The 15,792-nt window shown below is 70.6% G+C and carries 16 protein-coding genes; 8 read left to right on the top strand and 8 right to left on the bottom strand.

All coding sequences use genetic code 11. The features are described 5' to 3' along the window. Positions 1-63 precede the first annotated feature (63 nt). The 3 genes from rnhA to KGD84_RS14880 all read right to left on the bottom strand — a co-directional run bounded on the left by rnhA (position 64) and on the right by KGD84_RS14880 (position 2,256). Positions 64-519, bottom strand: coding sequence for a ribonuclease HI (gene rnhA, locus KGD84_RS14890; protein WP_220560947.1), 456 nt, complete (start codon positions 517-519; stop codon positions 64-66). Positions 520-1,069: 550 nt separating this feature from the next. Continuing rightward, positions 1,070-1,729: a peptide deformylase gene (gene def, locus KGD84_RS14885; RefSeq protein ID WP_220560946.1), complete on the bottom strand. Its 660-nt coding sequence runs from the start codon at positions 1,727-1,729 to the stop codon at positions 1,070-1,072. A 95-nt stretch (positions 1,730-1,824) separates the two neighbouring features. Further along, positions 1,825-2,256 (bottom strand): SMI1/KNR4 family protein, encoded by a 432-nt coding sequence (locus KGD84_RS14880; RefSeq protein WP_255646560.1) that lies wholly within the window; start codon positions 2,254-2,256, stop codon positions 1,825-1,827. 228 nt (positions 2,257-2,484) lie between these two features. On the opposite strand from KGD84_RS14880, the gene KGD84_RS14875 reads away from it, so the two are divergent. After that, entirely contained in the window at positions 2,485-3,750 is a 1,266-nt protein-coding gene (locus KGD84_RS14875; RefSeq protein WP_220560945.1) for a sensor histidine kinase, read from the top strand. Beyond that, positions 3,702-4,349, top strand: a complete 648-nt coding sequence (locus KGD84_RS14870; protein ID WP_220560944.1) for a LuxR C-terminal-related transcriptional regulator — start codon at positions 3,702-3,704, stop codon at positions 4,347-4,349. The genes KGD84_RS14875 and KGD84_RS14870 overlap by 49 nt, the downstream gene beginning before the upstream one ends. 52 nt (positions 4,350-4,401) lie before the next feature. Here KGD84_RS14870 and KGD84_RS14865 read toward each other — a convergent pair whose 3' ends face one another. Together KGD84_RS14865 and KGD84_RS14860 are read right to left on the bottom strand one after the other, a co-directional pair. Next, a complete protein-coding gene (locus KGD84_RS14865) occupies positions 4,402-6,402 on the bottom strand; it encodes an AMP-binding protein (protein WP_220565754.1) in 2,001 nt (666 codons plus the stop codon). A 200-nt stretch (positions 6,403-6,602) separates the two neighbouring features. Beyond that, positions 6,603-7,874, bottom strand: a complete 1,272-nt coding sequence (locus KGD84_RS14860) for a multidrug effflux MFS transporter (RefSeq protein ID WP_370634500.1) — start codon at positions 7,872-7,874, stop codon at positions 6,603-6,605. Positions 7,875-8,157: 283 nt separating this feature from the next. On the opposite strand from KGD84_RS14860, the gene KGD84_RS14855 reads away from it, so the two are divergent. Continuing rightward, positions 8,158-8,634, top strand: coding sequence for an RNA-guided endonuclease TnpB family protein (locus KGD84_RS14855; RefSeq protein WP_338151215.1), 477 nt, complete (start codon positions 8,158-8,160; stop codon positions 8,632-8,634). A gap of 142 nt (positions 8,635-8,776) precedes the next feature. Here the strand turns inward: KGD84_RS14855 and KGD84_RS14850 are convergent, their stop codons facing one another. The 3 genes from KGD84_RS14850 to KGD84_RS14840 all read right to left on the bottom strand — a co-directional run bounded on the left by KGD84_RS14850 (position 8,777) and on the right by KGD84_RS14840 (position 10,986). Then, entirely contained in the window at positions 8,777-9,211 is a 435-nt protein-coding gene (locus KGD84_RS14850; RefSeq protein WP_220560941.1) for a DUF3037 domain-containing protein, read from the bottom strand. Further along, positions 9,208-9,951: a HipA family kinase gene (locus KGD84_RS14845; protein ID WP_255646559.1), complete on the bottom strand. Its 744-nt coding sequence runs from the start codon at positions 9,949-9,951 to the stop codon at positions 9,208-9,210. The genes KGD84_RS14850 and KGD84_RS14845 overlap by 4 nt, the downstream gene beginning before the upstream one ends. Before the next feature lie 327 nt (positions 9,952-10,278). Next, entirely contained in the window at positions 10,279-10,986 is a 708-nt protein-coding gene (locus tag KGD84_RS14840; RefSeq protein WP_220560938.1) for a hypothetical protein, read from the bottom strand. Positions 10,987-11,142: 156 nt separating this feature from the next. Between KGD84_RS14840 and KGD84_RS14835 the strand changes: the two genes are divergently transcribed. The 5 genes from KGD84_RS14835 (at position 11,143) to KGD84_RS14815 (ending at position 15,784) form a co-directional block, all read left to right on the top strand. Then, positions 11,143-12,207 (top strand): AAA family ATPase, encoded by a 1,065-nt coding sequence (locus tag KGD84_RS14835; protein WP_220560937.1) that lies wholly within the window; start codon positions 11,143-11,145, stop codon positions 12,205-12,207. A 69-nt stretch (positions 12,208-12,276) separates the two neighbouring features. After that, a complete protein-coding gene (locus KGD84_RS14830; RefSeq protein WP_220565753.1) occupies positions 12,277-13,173 on the top strand; it encodes a DUF58 domain-containing protein in 897 nt (298 codons plus the stop codon). A gap of 34 nt (positions 13,174-13,207) precedes the next feature. Further along, complete coding sequence (locus tag KGD84_RS14825) at positions 13,208-14,155, top strand: VWA domain-containing protein (RefSeq protein ID WP_220560936.1); 948 nt, start codon at positions 13,208-13,210, stop codon at positions 14,153-14,155. Between the two features lie 142 nt (positions 14,156-14,297). Beyond that, a complete protein-coding gene (locus tag KGD84_RS14820) occupies positions 14,298-15,026 on the top strand; it encodes an HAD family hydrolase (RefSeq protein WP_220560935.1) in 729 nt (242 codons plus the stop codon). Next, the gene (locus KGD84_RS14815) at positions 15,023-15,784 is read left to right on the top strand and encodes an NUDIX hydrolase (RefSeq protein WP_255646558.1); all 762 of its coding nucleotides are present in this window, start codon (positions 15,023-15,025) and stop codon (positions 15,782-15,784) included. Before KGD84_RS14820 ends, KGD84_RS14815 begins: the two co-directional genes overlap by 4 nt. The last annotated feature ends 8 nt before the right edge of the window (positions 15,785-15,792 follow it).

Below are 15,792 nucleotides of genomic sequence, written 5' to 3'. Positions count from 1 at the left end.
CCCACCCCACAACGAAGGGGGGCGCCCCACCCGGGACGCCCCCCTTCACCATGACCCGCCGCCTCAGCGCAGGGCCGCCGCCTCGTCACGGCCGCGCCGGGCCAGCTCGTCGGCCCGCTCATTGCCCTCGTCGCCGCTGTGGCCGCGCACCCACCGCCACTCCACCTCGTGACCCGCCGCGGCCTCCTCCAGCCGCCGCCACAGGTCCACGTTCTTGACCGGCTTGTTGTCCGCCGTACGCCACCCGCGCCGCTTCCACCCCGCCACCCACGACGTGATCCCGTTGCGCACGTACGACGAATCGGTGTACACCACCACCGGCACCGGCTTGGTCAGGCTCTCCAGACCCCGGATCGCCGCCATCAGCTCCATCCGGTTGTTGGTGGTCTGCTCCTCACCGCCGTAGAGCTCCTTCTCGTGCCCGCCGTAGCGCAGCCACACCCCCCACCCGCCGGGGCCGGGATTCCCGCTGCACGCCCCGTCGGTGTACACGATCACTTTCTGTTCCCCGTCGTTCATGCCGGGCAATCTACCGCCCCACCCGATAACAAAAAGGCCACACACCCCCCGAAAGGGGCCACCTACGGCGCCACCACCCCCAATGGAACCCCGAAAGGCCCCCGAATGGCACCGAAAACCCGCCAAAGGCACCCCCAGGCTAGGCCACCCCGCCCGCCGCCATGGAACCGAACAAACGAACGAACCCAGAAGGCCCCGCCGCGCACACCCACACCCTCACCCCCCTCGCCCAAGCCCGCTTCCGGCCCGCCGCCCCGCACACACCCGCCCCCGAGGCGACCACGACACCACCCCCGCCCTCCTCTTCCCCCGCGTCCCCCAAACCACCGAGAACCGCCTCCACCCCGACCCCCAGACCCCACCCACGACGCCCGGATCCACCACCTCCGCACCCCCGGCGCCCGCCCCCCTACACGACCACCGCCGCCCCGACGGCACCGGCCAGGCCGCCCCGGCCGCCCCCCGAAGACAACGAATCCCACCCCGGCCGACACACAAAAAAAGGGGCGGGAGCCCCAGGCCCCCGCCCCGCACACCACACCCCCACGGGCTAGCCGGCGAACTCGCGCTCCAGCTCGGCCGCCCGCTCCTCACGACGCGCGAACACATCGTTGGCCATCTCGTTCATCTTCTTCAACACCCGCTTGCGCTCCCGCGCCGACAACCGGTCGATGTACAACCGACCCAACGTGTGATCGGTCTCATGCTGCAGGCACCGGGCGAAATACCCGCTCCCGCTCACCACCACCGGCTCCCCGTCCCGGTCCACCCCGCGCACCGTCGCACGCTCCACACGCCCCAGCTCCGCATGCGGACCCGGCACCGACAGACACCCCTCGCTCTCCACCACCAGGGCATCCTCGGCCGACCGCTCGTCCAACACCGGATTCACCACATGCCCTACATGACGCACACCCTCATCATCAGGGCAGTCGTACACGAACACCCGCAGGTCCACACCCACCTGGTTCGCCGCCAACCCCACACCCTCGGCCGCGTACATCGTCACGAACATGTCATCGATCAACCGGCGCAGCTCCCCGCCGCCCAGCATCTCCCCCGGCACATCCCGGCAACGACGGTGCAGCACATCCTCACCCGTCACCGTGATCCGCCGCACCGAACCCCGCGCCGCCTCCGGCGCCAACTCCGGGAAGCCGTCCACCTCACGGCCCTGAACAACGGCCGCCACCTGCGACTCATCCGGCATAGGGGTCCCACTCTCACAACGCGATCACCGGCGGCGCACACCGCCGCACCACCCCGCAAAATAGCACGGAACACCAGGTAGACGACCACACACCGTCAACGGAACCACGCATTGCCCTGCAACAGGCACCGCGCCAGATAATCACGCAACGACACCACCACCAACCGGCGCCGATCCGTCTCATGGTCCCACACCACCACACCCGGACCGTAGTCCGTGTGCACATACGCGAACTGCGGCCCCATGTCCGAATCCCCGAAGAAGATCATCTCGTCGAACGGCGCGTACAACTCCAGGTAATCCGGCTCACCCCGCATCGCCAGATTGTCCTCCACCAACCGCTGAGCACTCCACACCACCGCATCCCCGTACTCGTTGACCACACCGTCGGTCTCCCGCAGCAACGACGCCAACTCGAACGGCAACGGCAGCATCAAACGCTTCTCGACCTCGGCCAACGCCGCCTCATCGGCCGGATCACGAAGATCGGCCTCCGGATACAACTCCAGAATCAGTTCACGCCACACACCCCGATCATCACAGGTCATGCCAACACACGGGAAATCGTCAGCGGCGAGTTGCGCCAAAAACCCACACCCACCCAGCCCACAACCCACCCACACCCCACCCAACCACCCCGCACCCGACACCCCCGCACACCCACCACCAGGGGAGCCACCACCACCGACCACCCCACACCCGACACGCCACAATGGAAACCACCACACCCCGAAGGAAGAGGACCCGCACCCACCATGGCCACCGCACACCACCACCGCGCAGGCCCCCTCACCACCCTGGCCTACCTCTTCCTCCTCCTCTCCCAGAACATCGCCGCCCTCCTCCTACTCCCCCTCGTCATCGCCTCCGCCGTCCTCTCCCTCATCTGGATCGGCCTCCCCTTCGTCATCCTCACCGGCCACCTCCTCCGCACCCTCGCCGACAGCCAACGCCGCACCCTCACCCACCTCGACCACCACCGCCCCGTCCACTCCGGCTACCGCCCCATACCCCCCACCGGCATCAACCGCCGCGCCAGCGTCATCATCACCGACCCCGCCACCTGGAAAGACCTCCTCTGGCTCATCACCGGAACCGTCAACATCCTCCTCATCGCCCTCCCCCTCACCCTCATCGGCCACGGCACCTACCAAACCCTCCACGCCCTCGGCCTCACCGGCGGCCCCGCCATCTACGGCTACACCCCCACCGACACCACCGAACGCCTCCTCTTCCTCATCCCCGCCACCCTCCTCATCGCCCTCGGCACCACCCTCGCCACCCCCGCCCTACGCCTCTACACCGCCTTCAACCGCCTCCTCCTCCAACCCTCCGAAAAAGCCCGCCTCACCGCCCGCGTCGCCCACCTCGCCACCAGCCGCGCCAACACCATCGACACCCAGGCCGCCGAAATCCGCCGCATCGAACGCGACCTCCACGACGGCGCCCAAGCCCGCCTCGTCGCCCTCGGCATGAACCTCGGCATGGCCGAACAAATCGTCGAACACGACCCCGCCACCGCCCGCGCCATGCTCGCCGAAGCCCGCGAGACCACCCGCACCGCCCTCATCGAACTCCGCGACCTCGTCCGCGGCATCCACCCACCCGTCCTCGTCGAACGCGGACTCCACGGCGCCGTCCACGCCCTCGCCCTCACCCACCACCTCCCCATCACCGTCACCGTCACCCTCCCCGGCCGCCCCGCCGACCCCGTCGAATCCGCCGCCTACTTCGCCATCGCCGAACTCCTCACCAACACCGCCAAACACGCCGACGCCACCCACGCATGGGTCCACATCAACCACGGAGACGACCGCCTCGTCATCACCGTCACCGACAACGGCCACGGCGGCGCCGACGCCGCCCCCGGCAGCGGCCTCGCCGGCATCCGACGCCGCATCGACGCCTTCGATGGCACCATGAACATCACCAGCCCCACAGGCGGCCCCACCATCGTCACCCTGGAGATCCCATGCGCGTTGTCATCGCCGAAGACCTCGCCCTCCTCCGAGAAGGACTGATCAAACTCCTCCAAGCCCACGACTTCACCGTCGTCGCCGCCGTCGACAACGGCCCCGACCTCCACAAAGCCCTCACCCACCACCACCCCGACGTCGCCGTCGTCGACGTCCGCCTCCCCCCCACCTTCACCGACGAAGGCCTCCAAGCCGCCATCTCCGCCCGCGCCCAGATCCCCGGCCTGCCCATCCTCGTCCTCTCCCAGCACGTCGAACAGCTCTACGCCCGCGAACTCCTCTCCGACGACACCGGAGGCGTCGGCTACCTCCTCAAAGACCGCGTCTTCGACATCGGCCAATTCATCGAAGCCGTCCGCCGCGTCGCCGCCGGCGGCACCGCCATGGACCCCGCCGTCATCTCCCAACTCCTCGCCCGCCAGGACAGCCAAGGACCCCTCGGCCAACTCACCCCCCGCGAACGCGAAGTCCTCTCCGAAATGGCCGAAGGCCGCTCCAACTCCGCCATCGCCGGACGCCTCTACATCACAGAAAAAGCCGTCAGCAAACACATCAACAACATCTTCACCAAACTCGACCTCCCCCCCTCCTCCGACGACAGCCGCCGCGTCCTCGCCGTCCTCGCCTACCTCAACGGCCAATGAACACACCAAAAGGCCCCGGAGCACAACGCCCCGGGGCCCATCGCACCCCCGCCTACTGCTCCCGACGCACCCGGTACAACCCGTCGATCTCCTCCGAGAACGCCCGCAGCACCGCCTCACGCCGCAACCCGCCCGACGGATGCACCAACCCCGACTGCACCGTGAACTCCTCCGCCAACACATGGAACGACCGCACCGCCAAATGCCGCGGCACACTCCGATTGGCCTCGTACACCAACCCCTGCACCTCCCGCAGCAGATCCCGATCCCCCGCGATCTCCTCCGGCGCCATCGACAACGGCCGACCGTTCACCAACCGCCAATACTCCAACTGATCCCGCACCAACGTGATCAACGCACTCGCGAACGGCCGACCCTCCACGATCACCAACACCTGGCTGATCAACGGATGCGAACGCAACCGCGCCTCGAACCCCGCCACCAACTCAGCATCCGACACCACCTCCGGCTCCGCCTCCACCACAGGCAAAGCCATCGTCGCGTCCGGCTCCGGCACCGGACGCTCCACCACCTCCACCACCGGCTCCGCCTCCACCACAGGCTCCACCACCGGCCCCTCAACGACCGGCTCCGCACCCGCCACAGCACGCGACCCCGCCACGAACCGGCCCGGCACCTCCTCCACCGCCGCCTGCCCCCGCAACCGGCCCCTCACCCACACGAACCCGTCACCGTCCACCGACCCCGCGAACCCCGTCGCCAACCACCCCTCACGAAACGCCGACCGCGTCCCGCCCTCATCACCCCAATACCCCGCGAACACCGCACCACCGCGCACATGGGCCTCACCCTCACGCGACACCCACACCTCGCGCCCCTCCAACGCACGCCCCACAGAACCCGGCACCCGCGCCCCCACCGCATTGGCCGCGAACGCCCCCGCCGTCTCCGCCGTACCGAACACCTGCACCACCGGCACCCCCACACCCCCGTAGAAGGAGTCCAACCGGTCCGACAACCCACCACCCCAGCACACCACCAGATGCGCCCGGTCCCCCAACATCTCCCGCACCTTCGCGAACTGCCAGTCGTACATCGACCGCGACAACCGCTGCCACGCACCCTTCTTCGGCGAACGATCGAACTGCACCGCCGCGTCCACCGCCGAATTGAACGTCCCCAACGAATCCCACCCCGTCGACCGGGCGCTCCCCCGCTCCCCCTCGAAGACCTCCTCCAACACCCCCGCACCGCACACCACCACCGACGGCCCGAACTCCCGCACCCGATCCAGGAACCGGCCACCACCCCCCAACCCCAACCGCACCCGACCCACCACACACGCCAACACCGTCGCCAACCCCTGCACCTGCGACAACGCGGCATCCGACAGAGCCGTCGCCTTCCCCGGCCCCAACTCCGCCACCCGCGGACCCACCCGATCCACCACATCCGCCGCCGCCGACACCAGAGCACCGTGCGACAACGCCACCCCACGCATCCACCGCGACACCGTACTCACCGGATACAGCACCACCGCCACATCCTCCGGAGCCGTCGCATCCCGACGGAACCGCACCGACGAAGCATCCATGTACGCACCCAGCGACACGATCTCCGCCAACCCCGGCTCGAACCGCCACACACGCCCCAGATCCGGCAACTCCCGCTGCAACGCCGCCACCACCCGCAGCGACCCCTCACCCTCCACCACAGCAGCCGCAGGACGCGTCTGACGCACCGCATGCGCCACCCGCTCCGGACCCGCCGACACCGGCAACGGCACCAACACCGCCCGCACCGACCACACCGCGAACGCCAACCTCACCCAATCCAGATGATCGGCGCACACCACCAACACCCGGTCGCCCTCACCCACACCGGCGGCCACCAACCCCTTGGCCAACCCCGTCACATCCGTCGCGAACGCCCCCGCGCTCACCGACCCCCACCGACGACCGCCCCGACGCCCCTCCTCCGGCACCGAGAACAACTCCGCGTGCGCATCATCGGTCGCCATCTCGTAGACCAGGTCGCTCAACCCGGCCACCCGCCGAGCCCACCCACCGGAGCCGACACCCGTCTCGCCCATGACCACAGACCACTCATCCTCAAACAGCGTCGAAGAGCACGGACCCCACCGGCCCGCACAGGACAGACATCCCGCACCAAGGGGGAAATAGTTCCCCTACAATGCCCAACCTCCCCCACCCACGGCAACATGGAGAGACCCACAAAACACAAGGCCCCATGACCCCCGCACAGGGTCATGGGGCCCGACACCCGAACCGATCACACCCGGGCACGCACCGCCGAACGCACCGTCCACAAGAACGCCACACCCGCCAACGCAGCAGCCCCCACCATCACCACCGACATACTCACCAACGACGCCTCACCCGACGGGGTCAACCCCGCCAACGCCGCCACACCACCACCCAGCGCGAACTGCAACGCACCCATCAACGCCGACGCCGTACCCGCCACCGCCGCCGGCTGACCGTCCAACGCCGTCACCGTCGCATTGGGCATGATGAAACCCGTACTGAACATCATCAACGCCAACAACGCCACCACCAGCCACAACGACGCCACCCCCGACACCGCCGCCACCAGCAGACCCGACACCGCGCTCAAACCCACCACCAGGCCCAGACCCAAACGCCGCAACGTCTCCATCCGACCCACCAAGAACCCGTTCACCTGCGTCCCCGCCAACATCCCCAACGAGTTCACCGCGAACAACCACGCATACGTCTGCGCCGAAACCCCCAGCTCCTGCTGCGCCACGAACGAGAACGCCGACACATACGTGAACAACATCCCGAAACCCAGACCCAACGTCAGCACCGGCCCCACGAACCGCGCCTGACGCACCAGACCCGCCACCGTCGCACCCAGCACCCGCGGACCCTGCGCACGCCGCTCCGCCACCGGCAACGACTCCGGCAACCACAACAGCACCAGCACGAAGCTCACCGCCGACATCGCCGCCAGCACCCAGAAACTCAACTGCCACGGCCCCACCAGCAACAACTGCGCACCCGCCAACGGCGCCAACAACGGAGCCAGCATCATCACCAGCGCCAACCGCGAGAAGAACCGCACCGCGTCATCGCCCTTGAACAGGTCCCGCACCACCGCCCGCGAGATCACCGCCCCCGCCGCACCGGCCACACCCTGCACGAACCGCAACACCACGAACAACGTCACATCCGGCACGAACACGCACAGCACCGACGTCACCGTGAACACCGCACCGCCCACCAGCAGCGGAACCCGCCGCCCCCAGGCATCACTCATCGGCCCGATCACCAACTGACCGACCGCCAACCCCAACATGATCGAGGTCAACGTCAACTGGATCTGCGCCTCGGACGCCCCCAGATCCTCCGCGATCTGCGGAAACGCCGGCAGATACATATCCGTCGCCAACGGACCCACCGCCGCCAGCACACCCAGCACCAGGACCAGCAACACCACCGACCGGCGCGCACGCACCGGCGGCGCACCCTCGGCCGCCACCGGCCCGGGAACCGTGTCAGGGGAGTTCGGGGACTGCACAGGCCACTCCAAAAGATCTCGACGCGATCGAGGAAGAGAAGTACACAAAGCGAAAAGGGCCCCGGCGCGTGGGAGCGCACCCGAAAGGGGCCACTCCATACCAACACCGGGACCCGCCCGAAGTCTCCTCGAATAACCCCGAATCCCCTGTGACATCCCTTACGCCACGACCCGCTACCCTCCCTGACCGAGAGCACACGAGCACTCCCACCAGAGACGAACCGGATCCGCCCACCCCACGAGCGGACACGGATCGTCACAAGCAGCTGCCATGATGCCGACCATGCAGCTCCGGTACTCCTTCCGCGCGTACCCCGACGCCGACCAGCGCCGAGCACTCGCCCGGACAGTCGCCCGGGCGCACGCCCGGGTAGCAGACCGCCGCCGCGAGTTCCACCACCAGCTCTCCTCACGGATCATCCGCGACAACCAAGCGGTCTACGTGGAGAACCTGTGCGTGGCCGGACTCGGGCGCACCCACCTGGCCGGGTCCGTGCACGACGCCGGATGGTCGGCGTTCGCGCACATGCTGGAGTACAAGGCCACCCGATACGGACGGACCTTCCACAGAGTGGACCGGTTCCTGGCCTCCTCGCAGACCTGCTCGCAATGCCGAGCAGTGGACGGCCCCAAACCACTGCACGTACGGGCATGGACATGCAGGGCCTGCAAGACCCACCACGACCGGGACGTCAACGCGTCCCGGATCGTGCTCGCCGCTGGACGGAAACTCGCCAGAGAGCGGGAAGCGGAGAACTGAAACGCCTGTGGAGACGGGGTGAGACCACCACCCTCGGGTGAGGCACCGGTCTGCGAAACAGGAACCAGCGGACGCCGCGAGGCACACCGCACCCACGGCTGCGAGGCCGTGGGAATCCCCGGGGCCCGCCCCGGGGAGGACGTCACCTTACGAGCCGGTCCAGCAACCGCTCCACCTCGACCGCCGGATCCTCCGTCAACCCCCCGTGGATCGGCCCCGGCTGCACGATCGTGCTCCGCGGCGCCGTCAACCACCGGAACCGCTGCCCCGGCCGCTCCCGGCCCGCCGCACCCGCCACCGCACCACCCCGGCACAGCGCCTCCACGGCCTCCAGCGCACGCCGCACCCCGGCCACGTCCACCCCCGGGTCCAACGCCAGCAGCCGGGCCTCGTCCACCTCCGCACGGGCCGCCAGGAACGCCCGCTCCTGGCAGTACACGATCACCCCGGCGTTCACGCACTCACCGCGCTCCACCCGCGGGACCACCCGCAGCAGCGCGTACTCGAACACCGCCCGGTCGCGCTCCTCGCCGACCCGGCCCGTCGTCACCGCATCGCTGTACCTGCGCACGCTCACCGCCCCACCTCCGGCAGCCACGAACGGTCCGCCACCCGGGCCGCCAGATGGCGCACGTACGCCTCCCGGACCTCCTCCGGGGACGCGAACCCCGGCTCGCCCTCCAGCCACACATCGGGCACCAGCCCCACCACGTCCCGCAGCAGCCCCTCGGTCACCAACGGCGCGAACGCCGCGTCGGCGGCCGCCAGATCCGGCGATGACGGCAGCAGGACATGGTCGGAGGCGTCGTAGGCACGGCCGACGAAACGGTCCGCGTTGGCCCACGAGTGGTGGAAGATCAGCGTCGCCCCGTGGTCGATGAGGTACGGCTCCCCGTGCCACACCACCATGTTCGGGTTGCGCCACGACCGGTCCACGTTGCCGGTCAGCGCGTCGAACCACAGCACCCGGCCGGCGAACCCGGGGGACGTCTCGAAGGCGAGCGGGTCGAACCCCAGCGAACCCGGCAGGAAGTCCATCCCGAGGTTGAGGCCGCCGCTCGCCTTGAGCAGCTCCTGCACCTCCTGGTCGGGCTCGCCCCGCGCGATGACCGCGTCGAAGTCCACCAGGGCCAGCTCCGGAACGGGCAGCCCCAGCGCGCGCCCCAGCTCACCGGCGATCACCTCGGCCACCAGGGTCTTGCGCCCCTGGCCCGCGCCGATGAACTTCACGACGTACATGCCGAGGTCGTCGGCCTCGACGAGTCCGGGCAGCGAACCGCCCTCGCGCAGCGGTAGGACGTACCGCGTGCCTGTCACTTCTTTCAGCGCCTTCACCACGCCGAACAGCCTAGGACCTCGCCGCCCCTCCCCTCGACCGGCGGCGGCCGCTCCCGGCCCCGCTACGGCTCTCTGAGCGCGTTCGGGCGGTCGACCCCCTGGACCGCGACACGCCGATGGTCCTCTGACCAGGGGTTTCAAGAGGAGTGTGCGGCGTAGCCGCACTCCTTCTGTTTTTGGTGGGTGCTTTTACAGCAAAACTCCGCCGCCTTTACGACGTAGATTTATCAAGCGGAATCCGACGGCCGACACAATGCGGCCCGGACGCCACCGAAGTACCGGTGAGCGCCCGGGCCGCCGCGTGCGTCAGAGGTTGTCCTCCGGGTTCTCGCCCCAGCCCTCCTCGCCCTCCCCCGGCGTGGGGACCGTCGGCGTCGAGGGGTCGCCGTCCCCGTCCTCCTCCGGGCTGGGCCCGCTCTCCTCGCCGCTCTCCCCCGCGGGGCCCTCCTCCGGCACCGGCTGGCCCGGGGCCGGCATCTCCGGCGGCGGGAACTGAAGCAGGAACCAGTACAGCGCCACCACCAGCGCCAGGATCAGCAGCAGGACCGCGCCCAGCCCGCCGATCAGCCACCAGTTGCCGCGCCCCTCCTCCACCGCGCTGTCACGGCGGCCCGCCCAGGGCGCCCACGGCACCGCGGTCCCGGACCGGGACCCCGCCCAGTGCGGCATCACCACCGGACCGCGGGCGGCGATACGGCCGGGCCGGCCCGCCTGCTCCAGGAAACGGGCGGCACCCCCCTCCCCGTCGGGGACCGCCACCCACAGCACCGAGCGGCCCTGAGTGCGCGCCGAGAGCACACCGGACTCGGCCCGCACCGCCTCAGCGAACCGCTCCCGGGCCTGCGGGTCGGCCACCGCGCCCGGGTTCAGCACGGCCACCTCCACCGCCGCCCCCTCGCGGTCGCGCCCCAGGTACACCACGCCCAGCGCGGACTCGCCCACCCGGCCCTGCAGCCGGTAGGCGCCCAACTGGCGCGGGTCTCCCGCGTTCAGTCCCATCAGGGGAGCCGTCACGCCCCCACCCCCTTTCCACTCCGCTCTCCCCGCGTCCACTGCGTCCCCTTGGGCGCGTTGTGCACCGGAACGAGGCGCCCGGAGCGGGTAGTCTCGCCCACAGGTGAGTGATCCACAACCTATCCGGCGCCCGGCGCCGGGCCTGGAAGGCGGAACATGGCACAGACCTCACCCGGCAACGGCGCCTCCCCCTCGGGGTCCGACGGCGCCCCGGGCGAGCCCACCCGGCTGCTGCGCGCGGCGCTGCACGAGGTGTCCACGGTCATCGTGGGACAGGAACGCATGGTGGAGCGCTCCCTCATCGCACTGGTCGCCAAGGGCCACTGCCTCATCGAGGGGGTGCCGGGCATCGCCAAGACCCTGGCGGTGTCCACGCTGGCCAAGGTGACCGGCGGCTCCTTCACCCGCATCCAGTTCACCCCGGACCTGGTGCCCTCCGACATCGTCGGCACGCGCATCTACCACCCCTCCACCGAGAAGTTCGACGTGGAGCTGGGCCCGGTGTTCGCCAACTTCGTCCTGGCCGACGAGATCAACCGCGCCCCCGCCAAGGTGCAGTCGGCCCTGCTCGAGGTCATGGCCGAGCGGCAGGTCTCCCTGGGCGGGACCACCTACCCCCTCCCTTCCCCGTTCATCGTCATCGCCACACAGAACCCGGTGGAGTCCGAGGGCGTGTACCCGCTGCCCGAGGCCCAGCGCGACCGGTTCCTGATGAAGGTCGACGTGGGCCACCCCCGGGCGCACGAGGAGATGGAGATCCTGCGCCGGATGTCCACCGAGCCGCCCACCGCCCACCAGGTCCTGGACCCGGTCACCCTGGGCGAGCTGCAGACCGACGCCGAGAAGGTGCACGTCCACCAGCTCATCGCCGACTACGTGGTGCGGCTGGTGATGGCCACCCGCGAGCCCGAGGCGCACCAGATGCCGGACCTGCGCGGGGTCCTGGAGGTCGGCGCCAGCCCGCGCGCCACCCTGGGCCTGGTGGCGGCGGCCCGCGCCCTGGCGCTGCTGCGCGGGCGCGACTACGTGCTCCCCGACGACGTGCGGGTGCTGGCCCGCGACGTCATCGCGCACCGCCTGGTGCTCAGCTTCGACGCGCTGGCCGACGGGGTGACCGCCGTCCAGGTGGTGGACCGCATCCTGGCGACGGTGCCCGCGCCCCGGGTGATCTGGGACGAGCCGCCCAGCGGTGAGACCGCCTCGTTCGCCGCGCGCGGGTGAGGCCCCGTGACCTCCCTGGGGAACGACCCCCGGCTGCGCTCGGCGCTGCGCCGGCTGGACCTGCGCATCATGCACCGGCTGGAGGGCCTGCTGCACGGTGAGCACCTGGGCCTGCGCCTGGGGCCGGGGTCGGAGGCCGCCGAGGCCCGGCTGTACCAGCCGGGCGAGGACGACGTGCGGCACATGGACTGGGCGGTGACCGCCCGCACCGACACCCCGCACGTGCGGGACCTGGTCGCCGACCGGGAGCTGGAGAGCTGGACCCTGCTGGACCTGTCGGCGAGCATGGACTTCGGCACCGACCGGCACGTCAAGCGCGAGGTGGCGGTGGGCGCGATGGTCGCCGTCACCCTGCTGACCCAGCGGGTGGCCGACCGGTTCGGGGCGCACTTCCTGCACCGCGGGGTGATCCGGCGCTGGCCCGCCCGTTCGGGCAACGAGGCGCTGCTGTCGCTGCTGGCGACGGTGGCGGCGGCCCCCACCGGGGACACCGCGCGGGAGGCGCACGGGCCCGGGCTGGCCGGGGCGGTCGACGACCTGGCGCGGACCCGGCGCCGCCGCGGGCTGCGGGTGGTGATCTCCGACTTCCTGGACACCCCGGCGTTCGGCGGCGAGGTGCCCTGGGAGCGGCCGATGTCGCGGCTGTCCTCCCGGCACCAGGTGCTGGTGGTGGAGGTGATCGACCCCCGGGAGCTGGACCTGCCCGAGGTCGGCGACGTGACGCTGCGCGACCCGGTGTCCGGCCGGGTGCGCGATGTGCGGATCAACCGCGCGGTGCGCGAGCGGTACCGTGAAGCGGCGCGGGCCCAGCGCGAGGAGGTGCGCCGGGCGCTGCGCCGTTGCGGGGTGGACCATCTGGTGCTGCGGACCGACCGTGATTGGGTACTGGACATTGCACGGTTCGTGATCCACCAGAGGCGGACCGCGCACCGGTTGTCCCGGCACACGCCGGGGGTGCCGCGATGAGGGCGGGCCGGGCCTGGAGACGGGGGAGTGGGCGATGACCTTCCTGGAACCCGAGCGGTTGTGGTGGCTGCTGCTGCTCGTTCCGCTGGTGGGGGCGTACGTGTTCGCCCAGATGCAGCGGCGCGAGTACACGGTGCGGTTCACCAACCTGTCCCTGCTGGACCAGGTGGCGCCGCACCGGCCGGACGCGCGCAGGCACGTGCCCGCGGCCCTGTTCACGGTCACCCTGGGGGTGCTGATCACGTCGATGGCGCTCCCGGCGATGCCGGTGGAGCAGCCGCGCGAGCGGGCGACGATCATCGTGGCGGTGGACGTGTCCCTGTCGATGGCGGCCACCGACATCGAGCCGGACCGGCTGCGGGCGGCCAAGGAGTCGGCGCAGGGGTTCGTGGAGACGCTGCCGGACCGGTTCAACGTGGGGCTGGTGGCGTTCTCGGCGCAGGCGACGGTGGTGTCCTCCCCCACCCAGGACCACCAGGCGGTGATCGGGTCGATCGAGAACCTGCAGCTGGGTCCGGGGACGGCGATCGGCGAGGGCGTCTTCGCGTCGCTGGAGGCGATCCGCGGGTTCGACGAGGAGTCGCAGGAGGACCCGCCGCCGTCGGCGATCGTGCTGCTGTCGGACGGGGAGAACACCAGCGGCCGGGAGATCGACCAGGCGTCGGCGGTGGCGCGCGACCAGGGCGTGCCGGTGTCGACGATCGCGTTCGGGACGGGGGCGGCGATGATCGACATCGACGGCTACCAGGTCCCGGCGGACATCGACAAGGAGGCGCTGCAGGAGCTGGCGCAGATCACCGAGGGGCACTTCTACGAGGCCGAGAGCGGGCACGAGCTGGACGACGTCTACGAGGACATCGGCTCGTCGCTGGGGACCGAGACGGTGCATGAGGAGATCGTCACACGGTTCGTGCTGGTCGCGATCCTGTTGGCGCTGGCCACGTCGATCACGTCGCTCCTATGGTTCCAACGCCTGCCCTAGGGGGTTCCTCAGGCGTGTGACGTGCAGTGACGGCATTGTATGTGACCCTGGTCACATCCCTTTCGGTGGGGTTTACCCCTTTTCCGTCATCTGCACGGGTTAGCGTTGGCATGTTTTGTCATGCTCACCCAGTTGAGGAACGATGCCGAACATACCCGCTGCCCCGACCGCCATCTGCTTCGATCTGGACGACACCCTGATCGACGACGTCGCCGCGTCCTCGGCCGGACTGCGCGCACTCATGGAGCGGCTCGGCCACCCGGACTTCGGCGCCGCCCGGACACTGTGGGACGTGCAGACCGAGATCTCCTTCGGCGCCTACCTGCGCGGCGACCTGTCCCTGGAGGACCAGCGCCGCCAGCGGGTGCGCGCCCTGGCGGTCCAGGCCGGGCACTCGGGCATCGCCGACCAGCACTGCGACGAGCTGTACCGGCTCTACCTCGACGTGCACCGCTCGGCCTGGCAGGTCTTCCCCGACACGATCCCCGCCCTGGGCGCCCTGGCCTCGGCCGGGTACCGGCTGGCCGTCCTCACCAACGGGATCGAGGCCCTGCAGCACGCCAAGCTGCAGGCCCTGGAGCTGACCCCCTACTTCCACACCGTGGTCTGCGCCGACAGCGCGGGCGCCGGCAAGCCCGACCCGCGCATCTTCCACCTCGCCGCCCAGCGCCTGGGCGTGGACCCCGCCGCCTGCTGGCACGTGGGCGACCAGATCCAGTCCGACGGCGTGGGCGCCGTCGCCTCGCGCATGTACCCGGTCATGATCGACCGCCACCACGGCCGCCGCTTCGACGGCGTCACCACCGTCCACAACATGGACGAGCTGCTGCGCCTCATCGGCCTGCCCGCGGTCACCGCGGGAACGCTGTGATCCCCGCGCTGCCCCGCCGCGTCACCGCGCACCTGGTCGCCCGCGGACCGGGCGGGCCCCGGCTGCTGGGCGCCCGGGTGCTGTTCGGCCAGGACCCCGCCGCCCTGGCCCGGAGCCTGGGCGGCCTGCCCGGGGACGCGCCGCTGGTCGCCCTGGACGTGATCACCGAGGTCGCCTCCACCCCGGGCCGGTCCCCCTCGCCGCTGCACGTGGACCGCGTCGTGTTCGCCACCCCCGACGCGGCCGGCGAATGGCCCGCGGTCCTGCCGCCCCAGGGGCTGGAGCCGGGCCTGGCCGAGCTGCTCCCGGAGGAGCCCGACCCGGCCGGCGACCGGCCGCGGCTGCGCCGCATGGCCTCCTACGGGATCGTCACCGACCCCGCCGGGCGCATCCTGCTCAGCCTCATCGCCGACGGCTTCCCCGGCGCGGGCACCTGGCACCTGCCGGGCGGCGGCGTCGACGCGGGGGAGGACGTGCGCTCGGCCCTGCGCCGCGAGGTGCACGAGGAGACCGGCCAGGACGGCGTGGTGGGCCGCCTCATCACGGTCACCAGCCACCACCGCGTCCCGCCCACCGGGCACGAGGTGTACGCGGTGTGGGTGTTCTCCCACGTGCACGTGGCGCACCCGGTCCCGCCCCGGGTCCTGGAGCAGAGCGGCTCCACCGCCGACTGCGCCTGGTTCTCCCCCGACCAGCTCGGGGACCTGCGCCTGTCCACCACGACCCGGCGCGGCCTGGAGTTCCTGGTCCGCGGCTGACGCGGGGC

This window comes from Nocardiopsis changdeensis (genome assembly GCF_018316655.1).
GTDB lineage: Bacteria > Actinomycetota > Actinomycetes > Streptosporangiales > Streptosporangiaceae > Nocardiopsis > Nocardiopsis changdeensis.
The sequence above is the reverse complement of the archived record's forward strand: the minus strand, read 5'-3'. Positions and strand labels throughout refer to the sequence as shown.